Genomic DNA, 12,557 nt, shown 5'->3' on the forward strand with positions numbered 1-12,557 from the left:
CTTGGGTGGCGCCATCCATGGCGCCACACACTCTTGGATAAGGGGCCGCTCGAACATTGAGCGCCATTCCCGCGCAGCCCGCGCCTTGCGCGGGGTTGTAGCTCGCGTCCTGACGCGAGTCCTCCCTTGCGCCAGGGCGCAAGCTACGGTGTTGCGGTCCCCCGCCTTGCGCCGGGTGTAGCTCGCGTCCTGACGCGAGTCCCCCCTTGCGCCGGGGCGCAAGCTACGGTGTGGTGGTCCCCCGCCATGTGCCCGGTGTAGCTCGCGTCCTGACGCGAGTCCTTCTTGCGCCGGGGCGCAAGCTACGGTGGTGGTGGCCCCGCCTTGCGCCGATTGTAGCTCGCGTCCTGACGCGAGTCCCCCCTTGCGCCGGGGCGCAAGCTACGTGGTGGTGGTCTCCCTTACGGCCTGGCGCAAGCCTAGTACCCATCGCTCATGACTTCCCTGATAAAATCAAGTTCGTCGATGTTTAACGGCTGAGCTGTAGAAAATCCCCGCTTATCTTTTACGTTAATAAGGCAGGCTAACTGAACGCATAAGTCAAGTTTCTCGCTATGAGTACGGGGATACTTATGGTGTTTCACGATATCCCGGGCTAAAGACCAAACGGCACGTTCAACATCGTTTAAGCTATTTACTTGGCATTGATGAGTGACCAGATAAGCCAGTGACAACAGCGCATTATTAATTGTATGCCGCTTCATATTGCTGCTCCCATTCAGCCGTAATGTAATAGCCTTGCATTAGAACGTTCATGGTTTTGCAAAAATAAAACCGTTCAGGCTTATCAACTCCTTCAACAATGACTGCACCATAGCGCTTCAAAAACTTGAGCAGTTGAACGAGGAATTCTCGGTGGTTATCGAATAGTTGCCAAAACACTTCTTTTGATAATTTGACACCATCGAGGTGAGTTGATTCGAGAAAGTCGAAGTTTGAGTTTTGGGTGCCAAAGTCATCGAGAAAAAAACTTATATTAGCACGCTGTCGAACTTCATCAATTCGGTCAGAAATATCTTCGAAAAGACATTCACCCCTAACTTCGGGAAGTTCAAATGCCAGTGTTATTGTGTGGTATTTATCACAAAGTCTTAATATATGATCCGAAAAAAATAAATTGTATGGTAAATTAATTAGTAATTTGCTGTGGCCCGAAATTATGGCCTGCTGAATAAACCGGTCATATATATCGTGAATGCTTTTAGCCGGCAGTCCATTATAAAAAGAAGCAACATCTATTAATGAATTATTGGTTCGAACGGTCGATAACAGCTCGAACCAAGGTTGATCACTATTAGGTGATATTACCGCTTCATAACGTGCACTAATATCGTATTGCCGACCGGAAATAACAAAAGGGCGGTTGTTGATATTCATAGTGTATCGCCTGAATTGATAATGAAGTAGCCGTGCTTTCTTTTTGTTATAATTTTTATTTCGGTAGGTTTGAGAAGCATCCGTAGTTCAGAAACAGCCACGTTAACGTTATTTAAAACAGCTTCTTCGTTGCCCCACGCGTACTGGAGAATCTCGGCGCGAGAAACAACAGAGCCTCTCGCTTCGACAAGGCAACAAAGAACCCGGTAGGTCGCTGCGGGTAGCTTGGTGGCTTTTTGATTAATAATTACCCAAGGATATTTGAGTGAAACGTTTTTACCAATATTGCGGTATTGGTTTTGAAAAAACGGACAAGCTTCACAAAGGTGTGAACAGACAAAGTGCGCTTTATGTTGTTTGAGTAGAGCCATGATGATCTCACTTAATAATTGTTGTTCCTAGCACCTTTTCTAGTGTCAGTAACCAGTGCTTTTATTGCAAACAATATAAAAACTGTAAAAATTATAAAAACTGTAAAAGTTATTTGTTGCAGCTAACTTGACTTGTAGTTTTTACATTCAAGGTACTTGTTGATTTTTACCCGGTTGATGTCTTTAATATTCAGGCTTTCAAACCTGGCGTTTTGTCGGTTCCAGGTCATTACTTGATCAGGAGATTTATTTGAAATCACCAGCCTGAAATCGGCAGGAGTATTAGCGGTCGATACCAGTACACCGCTGGGGAAATGCCGGGTAAAGCAAATGAATTTCTCAACCAGTCTTTGATCCAGTTTTTTATTGATTGCCAGAGTAATTAGCATCTTTGTGGCATGTTCAGGTGTGTGAGCACGGCGGTAGCCTCGCTGATCAGTTAATGATTCATAAGTATCGATTATCCGAACTAAGCGGGCGCCAAATGGGATATCAGGCAGTTGTAGATTATATGGATAGCCACTACCGTCGATATTTTCGTGATGATAGCGAACCACATCCAAGGCGCATTCAGGGATGGAAGTATTAAGTAGTTGCTCGTATGCCAGTGTAGGGTGTTCCTGCAACTGACGGCGTTCAGCACTATTCAGGCGCCGTTTCTCTTGTAAAAAAGGCATCTGGATTAAACCGATGTCAATTAGAAAGGCGGCCAAGGCAATGTCGGTCGCTTTTTTACGATTTAACGTAAGATGTTTAGAAAAAGAGGCTGCTAAGAGCATTTTTCTGACTGACCGCTTGAAAATTACCGGTGAATTGCGAACCTGCTCGTTGATATCCGACTCGATCATCGAACCGCTTAAAATCATTGAAACCAGATTGTTAACGGCTTTGACGAGTCGCTTATCATCAATAATAGATGAACGATGAAGTTCGTCGTATACTGATTTTAGCAGAGCGAGATTGGTGTCCAGTACACGACTGCGCTTATCACTAAGCAGATACAATAAGCCGTCATACCGCTGAATTTTCTGGAGATCATCTTCAGTTCGTATGTGGATAATATTTATTGCATAGGGAGTATGGAGCCAGTTCTTTTTGATGAAAACAATAGAACCGATCTTGATATTTTGGAAAGCAATTTTTTTAAACATGATGAAATACCGCAACAAAAATTTTTAATGTTGCAGCCACCGTCCCGACTGGCGTTGTCTCCAATCCTTGGAGTGAACCCAAAATATGCCTGTTACAAGCCAGTGTCAAGATACTTTTTTTACTTGATAACTCACTATTGCATAATCGCGCCGGATTGTAGCTCGCGTCTTGTTGTAGCTCGCGTCCTGACGCGAGTCCCTTCTTGCGCCAGGGCGCAAGCTACGGTGTGGTGGTCCCGCCATGTGCCCATTGTAGCTCGCGTCCTGACGCGAGTCCCCTCTTGCGCCGGGGCGCAAGCTACGGTGTTGCGGTCCCCCGCCTTGCGTCGATTGTAGCTCGCGTCCTGACGCGAGTCCCCCCTTGCGCCGGGGCGCAAGCTACGTGGTGGCCCCCCGCCTTGCGCCGATTGTAGCTCGCGTCCTGACGCGAGTCCTCCCTTGCGCCGGGGCGCAAGCTACGGTGTTGTGGTGGTCCCGCCATGCGGCGGGTGTAGCTCGCGTCCTGACGCGAGTCTCTATCTTGCGCCGGGGCGCAAGCTACGGTAGGTTATGGGGAACTAACCTAGAATAATAATAATTATGGCTAAATTTCTGATTGCGGATGATCATCCGCTGTTTCGTGAGGCGCTGCAGGGTGCGCTTGGGAATCATTTTACTGAGCTGACTCTGCGCGAGGCGGAGGATCTGGATTCGACGCTGGCGGCGCTGCACAAGGACGACGATGTGGATTTGTTGCTGCTGGATTTACACATGCCCGGCAGTGGCGATCTGTATGGTCTGATCCGGGTGCGGGAGGATTATCCGCTGCTGCCGGTGGCGATTATTTCCGGCTCTGAGGATGCCTCTATTGTGGCTAAATGCATTGGTTTTGGGGCGCTGGGCTTTATTCCAAAGTCGTTGTCGTCGGCAAAAATCGCTGAGGCTATTGATACCATTTTGCAGGGTGACACCTGGGTGCCGGAGGAAAGCCGCGGCCGGCTGGATCGGGTAACTGATGAGGATCAGGAGCTGGCGCGCAAGGTCTCCGAGCTAACCCCGCAACAATACCGGGTGCTGCACTTTTTGCACGAAGGTCTGCTGAATAAGCAAATTGCCTATCAGCTGAATATCACCGAAGCGACAGTGAAAGCACATATCACCGCTATTTTCCGTAAACTCGGCGTGTACAGCCGCACCCAGGCCGTCCTCGTCGCCGAACGTTTGCAGCTGTAACGAATTGCACCACGGAGGACACGGAGGACACGGAGCAAAACAGTTAAAAGGTAATACAAACCTTAACGATTATGTTTAGCTTTAATGAGTCTTTTCTCCGTGCACTCCGTGTCCTCTGTGGTGAAACGTTTTTTTGGGACTTAACCAATGACCTGGATTTTAGTGCTGGCTTCGCTGCTGTATGTGGTGTTTTTGTTTACGGTGGCAAGCTGGGGGGATCAAAAGCGTTCCTGGGCGCATAAGCTCAGTCGGCGGCCGTTTGTTTATGCCATGTCCCTGGCTATTTACTGCACCTCGTGGACCTACTACGGGGCTGTCGGCAATGCCGCCAGTGATGGCTGGGCGTTTTTGCCAATTTTGCTGGGCCCCATCCTGTTGTTCGTTTTTGGCATTAAGATTCTGGAAAAGCTGGTTTCTGTCAGTAAACAGCAGAACATTACCTCGATTGCCGATTTTATCTCCTCCCGTTACGGTAAAAAGCGGCGCTTGGCCATTATGGTCACCACTATCTCGGCGCTCGCTATTATTCCTTATATTGCGCTGCAGCTAAAAGCGGTTGGCCTGAGCTTTGCGGTGCTGACCGAAAGCGATTCGATTACTGCGCAGTTTTCTTTAAAAGAGCTGGGCGCTGCGGTGTTGATGGCATTGTTTGCGATGTTGTTTGGTACCCGTCATGTGGAGGTCACCGAATACCGCAGCGGCATGATGCTGGCTATTGCCGTTGAGTCGATGATTAAGCTGGCGGCGCTGGTAGCGGGTGGGCTATTTGCCTGGCAGCTGATAAGTGGTGATGCCGACTTTCAGATGGTGCAGGCGTTTCAGTCAATCGAAAGGCCCCAGTGGAGACTGGCCGCGTTTGGAGAATTTGAGTTTATTGTGCAGACTTTAATGGCGGCCGGAGCCATTTTGTGTCTGCCGCGCCAGTTTCATGTGGCGGTGGTGGACAACGTTAACGTTAAGCACTTGCGCACCGCCCGCTGGGCTTTCCCGCTTTATCTGGCGATTACCGCCGCGGCTATTGTCCCCATCGCCATTGCCGGCAGTTACTATTTGCCGGGTCTGGCTGATGGCTCGACGTTTTCGCTGCAACTGCCGCTGTTAAACGATCAGCTGTGGCTGTCGCTGGTTATTTTTATCGGAGGCATCTCGGCCGCCACGGCGATGGTGATCATCGCCTCGGTTACATTAAGTACTATGGTAACCAATGATGTGATTATGCCGGTACTGCTGCAACGGGAGTCGCGGCTGCCGTTTAAAGAGCGTCGCCGCGAATACGATCGCGCCCTGTTAAAGTTCCGGCGCTGGGCCATTGCGGTGACCATGGCGCTGTCCTTTATTTGTTATTATTACTGGGCTTCGCGCACCAACCTGGTCAGTATCGGTCTGTTGGCGTTTTCGCTGGTGCTGCAGTTGTTGCCCAGCTTAGTCGGCGCCCTCTACTGGCGTAAAGGGCATGCGCGCGGGGTTTACGCGGGGCTGGCGGCGGGCTCGGTGGGCTGGATCATGGCGGTGCTGATCCCCTTGTATACGGCGACGGCGGTTTCTGATATTGAAGTGATCACTCGCGGCACGGTGATTTCGCTGTGCATGAATGTGATTGCTTATATTGCCTTTTCGCTGTTGGCGCAGCCACGGCTGGTGGATCGGATACAGGCCACTGCCTTTGTTAATCCGCGCGCCGAGCTGCCTGACAACAACCTGCATAAAAACCACCGCGCTACCAACGCCGATATGATGCTGCTGCTGAAAACCTTTTTGGGCGCTGAGCGGGCGCAGCAGCTGATGTCCTATTACCAGTCGCCGCAGCAGGATAATTCGCTGCGGGCAGAACAAGTGGCTGATCGCTCGTTAATTCAGTATGTCGAGAGGGCGATTGCCGGGGTACTCGGTTCGGCCACGGCGCGCTCGCTAATTCAGGCGGCACTGCGTGATAAGCAGCTGAATCTTGAAGAAGTGGTGCATTTTTTTGATGACACGACGCAGGCGCTGCAAACGCAACAGTCAATTTTGTTCAGTTCGCTGGAAAACCTCGCCCAGGGGATCAGTGTGGTGGATCCTGAATTAAAACTGGTGGCCTGGAATAAGCGCTATCTGGATTTATTTGAATACCCCGAGGGCATGGTAAAACCGGGGCAGCCGATTGCGACCTTGATCCGCTACAACGCCGAGCGGGGCGAATGCGGGCCTGGAGAAATCGAAGCGTTGGTCGAAAAACGGCTGCGGCACATGCAGATGGGTTCGCCGCATCGCTTTATCCGGCGCCGTGCCGACGGCCGGGTTTTGGAGATGGTCGGCAACCCGCTGCCCAGTGGCGGTTTTGTCACCAGTTTTACCGACATTACCGAGCATGTGGAAACACAGCAGGCGCTGGAAGATGCCAATATTGATCTGGAGCAGCGGGTCGACACCCGGACCCAGGAAATTCGTGAAATCAACCAGGAGCTGACTGCTGAGATTGATCGCCGCCGTGAGGTCGAAGTGCAGTTACAAAAGGCAAAAGCTGAAGCTGAAGCGGCCAATGCCTCGAAGACGCGCTTTCTGGCACTGGCCAGCCACGATATTTTACAGCCGCTGAATGCGGCGCGGTTGTATTTATCAGCGATTGACGAGCACCATCTGTCTGAGCGTAACCTCGGCCTGGTGGGTAAACTGGATACGGCTTTAGGCTCGACAGAGCACTTGCTGTCGACCTTGTTGTCGATTGCGAAGATGGACCAGGGGGCGCTAAAACCGCAGCTCCGGCATATCCAGCTGAGTGAGGTTCTGGGACCTTTGGTGGAGGAGTACACGGTCCTGGCAGAGCAGCGGCCGCTGGCTTTTAAGGCTTTTTGCCGCGACCGCGCAGTTTATACGGATCCCACGTACTTACGCCGTATTGTGCAGAACTTTTTGTCCAACGCGATTAAATACACACCCAGCGGTAAGGTGCTGCTGGGCGTCCGTAAGCGCGGTGAGTATTTGCAAATTGCGGTGTGGGACACAGGTCCGGGTATTGCTGCCCAGCAACAGGATAAAGTGTTTGACGCCTTTTATCGCATCCAGAATCAGAATGTTGAGGGCGTCGGGCTGGGCCTGAGTGTGGCGCAGAGAATGTCAGAGCAGCTGGGGTGTGAGCTGCAGATTGCCTCGGTGGAGGGCAGAGGCTCGTGTTTTTCGGTGACCGTGCCGGTGGGCAGTGCAGGGCAGGTGGTCAGCAAGCCTGAAATCAAAGTCGAAGATACGCCAACGGCTGAGTTGCAGCTGCTGGTGGTCGACGATGACCGCGAGAATCTGAATGCCGTCAGTGCGTTGCTGGAAAAATGGGGCTGCCGGGCAATTACCTGTCAAAGTTATCAGCAGGCCGTTGACTATGCCCGCCATAACCCGCCGGTTAACGGGCTGCTGCTTGATTATCAGTTGGGCGACAGTGATGGTTTGTCACTGGCTCATGAGCTACGCCATCTCTGGCAACAGGAAAAGCTGCCCGGTGCGTTAGTCACGGCGATGCGGGATGACACGGTAAAAACTGCCGCCCGTCAGGCTAAACTGCATTTTTTGCCAAAGCCGGTTAAGCCCGCCGCTTTAAAAGCCCTGTTGAAGTATATTTCTTCCCGCTGATTGTGTAGCTTGGTCCTGACTGTAGCTTGCGTCAGGACGCAAGATGATGGCTTGCGTCAGGACGCAAGCTACGACCAAAAGCTACGACCAAAGTCCAATTCCCTCGGTTAACATCTGCGCTTACATTTGTTAGCGAACATAAAACAGCGTTCATAATAATAATGTTTACAACAGGAGGGGACGTTTATGGCATTTAAAAACGAAAGCGATGCCAAAGCGTATTGGAAAGAAAACCTGGCCTTGATGCTCAAGTTACTGGTCGTCTGGTTTGTGGTTTCTTATGGCTTTGGGATTCTGTTAGTGGACGTGCTGAACCAAATCACTTTCTTTGGCTTTAAGCTGGGATTCTGGTTTGCACAGCAAGGCTCCATTATTACGTTCATTGTGCTCATATTTTTATATGTACGGGGCATGGCCAAGCTCGATAATAAATACGAAGTTGAAGAGGAATAGTGCGCTATGGACATTCAAACGCTCACATTTATCATTGTCGGCCTGACCTTTGCGCTGTACATCGGTATTGCAATTTGGTCACGGGCCGGATCAACCAATGACTTTTACGTCGCCAGCGGCGGGGTTAACCCCATTGCCAATGGTATGGCAACTGCCGCTGACTGGATGTCAGCTGCGTCCTTTATCTCGATGGCCGGTATTGTGGCTTTCGCCGGGTATGATGGTTCTGTCTATCTGATGGGCTGGACCGGCGGTTACGTGCTGTTGGCTATGTGTCTGGCACCTTACCTGCGTAAATTTGGTAAGTTTACCGTTCCGGACTTTATCGGCGATCGTTACTACTCACAGACGGCGCGGACGATTGCGGTTATCTGTGCCATTTTAATCTGCTTTACCTACATTGCCGGCCAGATGCGTGGTGTTGGTGTGGTGTTCTCACGCTTCTTAGAAGTGGACATTGCGACCGGCGTTATCATCGGTGCCATCATTGTATTCTTCTACACCGTGTTAGGTGGCATGAAAGGCATTACCTATACCCAGGTTGCACAATATGTGGTGCTGATGTTTGCCTACATTGTGCCGGCGGTATTTTTGTCGTTGCTGATGACAGGTCATATCCTGCCACAAACCGGCTTTGGCGGTACCATCGCCGAAGGGGTGCCGGGCTCAGGGCAGTTCCTGCTCGAACGACTGGACGGTTTATCGACGGAACTGGGTTTTGCTGAATACACCGAAGGTGTGCGCAGTAAAGTTGACGTGTTCTTTATTACGGCTGCTCTGATGGTCGGTACGGCTGGCCTGCCACACGTTATTGTGCGCTTTTTCACAGTACCTAAAGTACACGATGCACGTCGCTCTGCGTTCTGGGCATTAACCTTTATCTCTGTGGTTTACCTGACTGCACCAACTATTGCGGCGTTCGCGAAAGTGAATCTGTTTAACACCATTAACGGACCGGATCTGCAAGGCGTTGAATACACCAATGCGCCAAGCTGGGTTAAGAACTGGGAAAAAACCGGGCTGATCACCTGGGAAGACAAAAATGGCGACGGCCGTATGTTCTACTCTGGTGATGATCGCAATGAAATGACCATTGACCGTGACATCATGGTTCTGGCAAACCCCGAAATCGGTGATTTACCGGCCTGGGTTGTGGCATTGGTTGCTGCCGGTGGTGTTGCTGCGGCGTTATCGACTTCAGCTGGCTTATTGCTGGTGATATCGACCTCGGTGTCTCATGATTTGCTGAAGCGAAATCTGGCACCGAATATAACCGATAAGCAGGAGTTGTTTTACGCCCGACTGGCCGCTGCCGTGGCGATATTTATCTCAATATACTTTGGTATCTATCCGCCCGGCTTCGTGGCGCAGGTGGTCGCCTTTGCCTTCGGCTTAGCCGCAGCAAGCTTCTTCCCTGCGATCATTCTGGGTATCTTCCACAAACGCATGAACCGTCAGGGTGCTATCGCCGGTATGGTCGTGGGTATTGTGTTTACTCTAAGCTACATTGTGTTCTTTAAGTTCATCTCACCGGAATTGAACACAGCGGAACACTGGTGGCTGGGCGTATCACCGGAAGGTATCGGAACCTTAGGTATGATCTTCAACTTTATCGTCGCTGTGGCAGTGCACAAAGCCACCGGGGATGCACCTGAAGACATTCAGGAAATGGTTGAGTCTATCCGTTACCCCAAAGGCGCCGGCGCCGCCACCGCCACCGACCATTAATCGGCCGACGCAGTAGCTTGCGTCCTGACGCAAGATCGCAGCCAACGCAAGAAACCAAAACCCGGCCAAGGCCGGGTTTTTTATTCCCGCATGACAGCACCTTGCGCCAGGGGCGCAAGCTACTTATGCTGGTTAAAAAGGAGACAGCTTATGGAACCGGATCAGTTTTTGGTGGACTGTCCACCGTTTGACGGGCTTAGCCAGTCGCAACGGCAGTGGGCGGTATCGCAGTTGCAGTCGGTTTATATGAACGAGGCGAACTGTAACGACATTCTACAGCAGATGCGGCCGGCACTTTTTATTGTCCGATCCGGAGCTTTTGATTTACGCGGCGCGGACGGCTGGCTGATTGAGCGGCTGGAAAGCGGCGATTTGTTTGGCTATCCCTCGCTATTAACCGGGCGTGAAATTGTTAACCGCTTAAAAACCATCGAAGACGGCATTGTTTATGTATTGCCTGGCTCGGCCTTTGACCGCTTACGTAACGTCAGTAAAAACTTTGAACACTACTTTATCCGCGCCCATGGTGAGCGGCTGTTAACGGAGCAGCGCAGTGACAGCGGCGGTGGTGAGAGCAGCGACTGGACCGAACAGAGCGTCGGCAGCGTTATTACGAAATCGCCGGTGAGCCTAAGCAGCACCACCGGCATACAACAAGCTGCCGAACTGATGTCAGAACATGGTATTTCCTCGGTGCTGGTGGTCGATGAGGGGCAACTGGTTGGTATTCTGACCGATCGCGACTTACGTAACCGGGTGATTGCCCAGGGCCTTTCCTATGATGTCAATGTGGCCGCCGTAATGACTCAGCTACCGGAGTCCGTACAGGAAAACCGCTCGTTGCTGGATGCGCTAACCACTATGACGGCCACTAACGTTCACCATCTGCCGGTGGTTAATAGCCGCAATCAGCCGGTGGGCATGGTGACAGCCACCGACCTTATTCGTCAGCAGCGCAGCGAACCGGTTTACCTTATCAGCGCGATCCGCAAGGCCACCAGTCGCGAGCAGTTGGTTACCGAAGCGCAGAAAATACCCGACTACCTACAAACGTTTGCTAACCGGGTTAAACGCACGGCCGTTGTCGGTCAGCTGATGGCCTCGCTGACCGACGGTATGACCCGGCAGCTGATCCAGCTTTATGAGAAGGATTGCGGTGTTGCACCGGCGCAGTATGCCTGGCTGGCCTTTGGTTCACAGGGGCGCGAGGACCAGACCTTAAGCTCGGATCAGGATAACGGTCTGTTACTCAGTAATGGCCTTAGCGACAAGCAAAAGGACTGGTTTAAGGGACTCGGCGAGTACGTGTGTGAGGGGTTGCATGAGTGCGGTGTACCCCTGTGCCCGGGCAATATCATGGCGTCTAATCCGGAATGTCGCGGTACCACCGATGAATGGCTGCAGCGCTTTAAGGGCTGGACGCAGAGTCCTACCCCCAAAGCTTTAATGTACTGCCAGATATTTTTTGACAGCAGGGCAGTAGTCGGTAACGGGCCTTTTTATCAGAGTTATCGCGAGCAGGTTGCTGAGCTGGCGCAAAATGATATGTTTCTGGGCAATCTGGCGATGCTGGTTAACAAGATTTCGGTTCCCCTTGGCCTGTTTAATCGTTTTCGCACGGAAGACAGCGATGATGGCGATACCATCGACATCAAACGCTACGGTATTGCGTTGATTAACGACATTAGCCGCATTTACGCACTGCAGGCAGGGCTAACGGTGCCCGGCACGCCGGACCGTTTAAAAGCGCTGGAATCCAGTCAGTTACTCAGCCGCCGTGATAATCAGTCACTATTGGAAGCCTGGCAATTTTTGACTCAACTGCGGCTGAATCATCAACTGGCAGTATGGAACACCGACAAGCCAAAAAATGCCCTGCAGCCGGACGAGTTAAGTACCTTATCGCGGCGGCAGCTTAAATCGGCATTTAAAATTATTAAGCAGGCGCAACAGGGTGTTGGTTTGAAATTCAGCCGACAGGGCTACTGAACAGGGGGCATTATGGCGACATGGTTAGCACAGCTGGCGGAATGGTATCAGCGCCGCCTGCAGCTGCAAAAGCGCTGGACCGAACAGCGCTATGTTGCGCTGGATATCGAAACCACCGGGCTGGATCCGAATAAGCACCAGGTGCTGTCGATTGCCTGGATGTCGATTACCCCCCCGGTTATGCACACCGGTAGCGCTCAATATCATGTGTTCTCTCATGGTCAGGATTTGGATCTGGGGCAAAGCCCGACCATTCATGGCTTAACCGAACACGATTTTATTCACAGTTCAGAGCCGCGCCAGACCTTTGCCATGCTGTCACGGGCGTTAACCGATGCGGTGCTGGTTTGCCACCATAAAGGCATGGACTGGCGCTTTTTAAAGCACATCGAAAAACAGTATTGTGTAAAATTTAAGCCGTTGGGGATTTTTGACACCTTAGCCTTTGAAAAGAATACAAATTTTACTGATTCACAAAATCCGCCGGCAAAGGGTCAATTGACACTAAGTGCTTGTCGTAAAAGGTATAATTTACCAGAATACCATTCTCATCATGCTTTTACCGACACCCTTGCATGTGCGGAACTGTTTTTAGCGCAGGCCTTTAAAAATAAAGATCAGGATATAAAAACATTACAATTGTTGAAAAAATGTGGTTTTGTGATCTAAATTAAAGTTT

The 12,557-nt window shown here is 51.1% G+C and carries 10 protein-coding genes; 6 read left to right on the forward strand and 4 right to left on the reverse strand.

Annotated features, from left to right (window positions below):
* Positions 1–419: 419 nt before the first annotated feature.
* From LG288_RS02880 to LG288_RS02895, 4 genes are all read right to left on the reverse strand, one after another.
* The gene (locus LG288_RS02880) at positions 420–704 is read right to left on the reverse strand and encodes a hypothetical protein (RefSeq protein WP_404401850.1); all 285 of its coding nucleotides are present in this window, start codon (positions 702–704) and stop codon (positions 420–422) included.
* Positions 685–1,377, reverse strand: a complete 693-nt coding sequence (locus LG288_RS02885) for an EAL domain-containing protein (RefSeq protein WP_404401852.1) — start codon at positions 1,375–1,377, stop codon at positions 685–687. Before LG288_RS02885 ends, LG288_RS02880 begins: the two co-directional genes overlap by 20 nt.
* Complete coding sequence (locus tag LG288_RS02890; RefSeq protein ID WP_404401854.1) at positions 1,374–1,748, reverse strand: transcriptional regulator; 375 nt, start codon at positions 1,746–1,748, stop codon at positions 1,374–1,376. The genes LG288_RS02885 and LG288_RS02890 overlap by 4 nt, the downstream gene beginning before the upstream one ends.
* A 122-nt stretch (positions 1,749–1,870) precedes the next feature.
* Positions 1,871–2,899: an HD-GYP domain-containing protein gene (locus LG288_RS02895; RefSeq protein ID WP_404401856.1), complete on the reverse strand. Its 1,029-nt coding sequence runs from the start codon at positions 2,897–2,899 to the stop codon at positions 1,871–1,873.
* Positions 2,900–3,478: 579 nt separating this feature from the next.
* Between LG288_RS02895 and LG288_RS02900 the strand changes: the two genes are divergently transcribed.
* The 6 genes from LG288_RS02900 (at position 3,479) to LG288_RS02925 (ending at position 12,547) form a co-directional block, all read left to right on the forward strand.
* A complete protein-coding gene (locus tag LG288_RS02900; protein ID WP_404401858.1) occupies positions 3,479–4,111 on the forward strand; it encodes a LuxR C-terminal-related transcriptional regulator in 633 nt (210 codons plus the stop codon).
* A gap of 147 nt (positions 4,112–4,258) precedes the next feature.
* The gene (locus LG288_RS02905; protein WP_404401860.1) at positions 4,259–7,708 is read left to right on the forward strand and encodes a PAS-domain containing protein; all 3,450 of its coding nucleotides are present in this window, start codon (positions 4,259–4,261) and stop codon (positions 7,706–7,708) included.
* Positions 7,709–7,894: 186 nt separating this feature from the next.
* Positions 7,895–8,161, forward strand: a complete 267-nt coding sequence (locus LG288_RS02910) for a DUF4212 domain-containing protein (RefSeq protein ID WP_404401862.1) — start codon at positions 7,895–7,897, stop codon at positions 8,159–8,161.
* Between the two features lie 6 nt (positions 8,162–8,167).
* Complete coding sequence (locus tag LG288_RS02915; protein ID WP_404401864.1) at positions 8,168–9,889, forward strand: sodium:solute symporter family protein; 1,722 nt, start codon at positions 8,168–8,170, stop codon at positions 9,887–9,889.
* Between the two features lie 150 nt (positions 9,890–10,039).
* Positions 10,040–11,878: a DUF294 nucleotidyltransferase-like domain-containing protein gene (locus LG288_RS02920; RefSeq protein ID WP_404401866.1), complete on the forward strand. Its 1,839-nt coding sequence runs from the start codon at positions 10,040–10,042 to the stop codon at positions 11,876–11,878.
* A 12-nt stretch (positions 11,879–11,890) separates the two neighbouring features.
* The gene (locus LG288_RS02925; RefSeq protein ID WP_404401868.1) at positions 11,891–12,547 is read left to right on the forward strand and encodes an exonuclease domain-containing protein; all 657 of its coding nucleotides are present in this window, start codon (positions 11,891–11,893) and stop codon (positions 12,545–12,547) included.
* Positions 12,548–12,557: the final 10 nt, after the last annotated feature.

This window comes from Idiomarina seosinensis (assembly GCF_044797955.1).
Lineage (GTDB): Bacteria > Pseudomonadota > Gammaproteobacteria > Enterobacterales > Alteromonadaceae > Idiomarina > Idiomarina seosinensis_A.

What these genes read in the sequence shown, in the direction of transcription:
- LG288_RS02880 (WP_404401850.1), bottom strand. Translation starts at nt 704, where the DNA reads ATGAAGCGGCATACAATTAATAATGCGCTGTTGTCACTGGCTTATCTG.
- LG288_RS02885 (WP_404401852.1), bottom strand. Translation starts at nt 1,377, where the DNA reads ATGAATATCAACAACCGCCCTTTTGTTATTTCCGGTCGGCAATACGAT.
- LG288_RS02890 (WP_404401854.1), bottom strand. Translation starts at nt 1,748, where the DNA reads ATGGCTCTACTCAAACAACATAAAGCGCACTTTGTCTGTTCACACCTT.
- LG288_RS02895 (WP_404401856.1), bottom strand. Translation starts at nt 2,899, where the DNA reads ATGTTTAAAAAAATTGCTTTCCAAAATATCAAGATCGGTTCTATTGTT.
- LG288_RS02900 (WP_404401858.1), top strand. Translation starts at nt 3,479, where the DNA reads ATGGCTAAATTTCTGATTGCGGATGATCATCCGCTGTTTCGTGAGGCG.
- LG288_RS02905 (WP_404401860.1), top strand. Translation starts at nt 4,259, where the DNA reads ATGACCTGGATTTTAGTGCTGGCTTCGCTGCTGTATGTGGTGTTTTTG.
- LG288_RS02910 (WP_404401862.1), top strand. Translation starts at nt 7,895, where the DNA reads ATGGCATTTAAAAACGAAAGCGATGCCAAAGCGTATTGGAAAGAAAAC.
- LG288_RS02915 (WP_404401864.1), top strand. Translation starts at nt 8,168, where the DNA reads ATGGACATTCAAACGCTCACATTTATCATTGTCGGCCTGACCTTTGCG.
- LG288_RS02920 (WP_404401866.1), top strand. Translation starts at nt 10,040, where the DNA reads ATGGAACCGGATCAGTTTTTGGTGGACTGTCCACCGTTTGACGGGCTT.
- LG288_RS02925 (WP_404401868.1), top strand. Translation starts at nt 11,891, where the DNA reads ATGGCGACATGGTTAGCACAGCTGGCGGAATGGTATCAGCGCCGCCTG.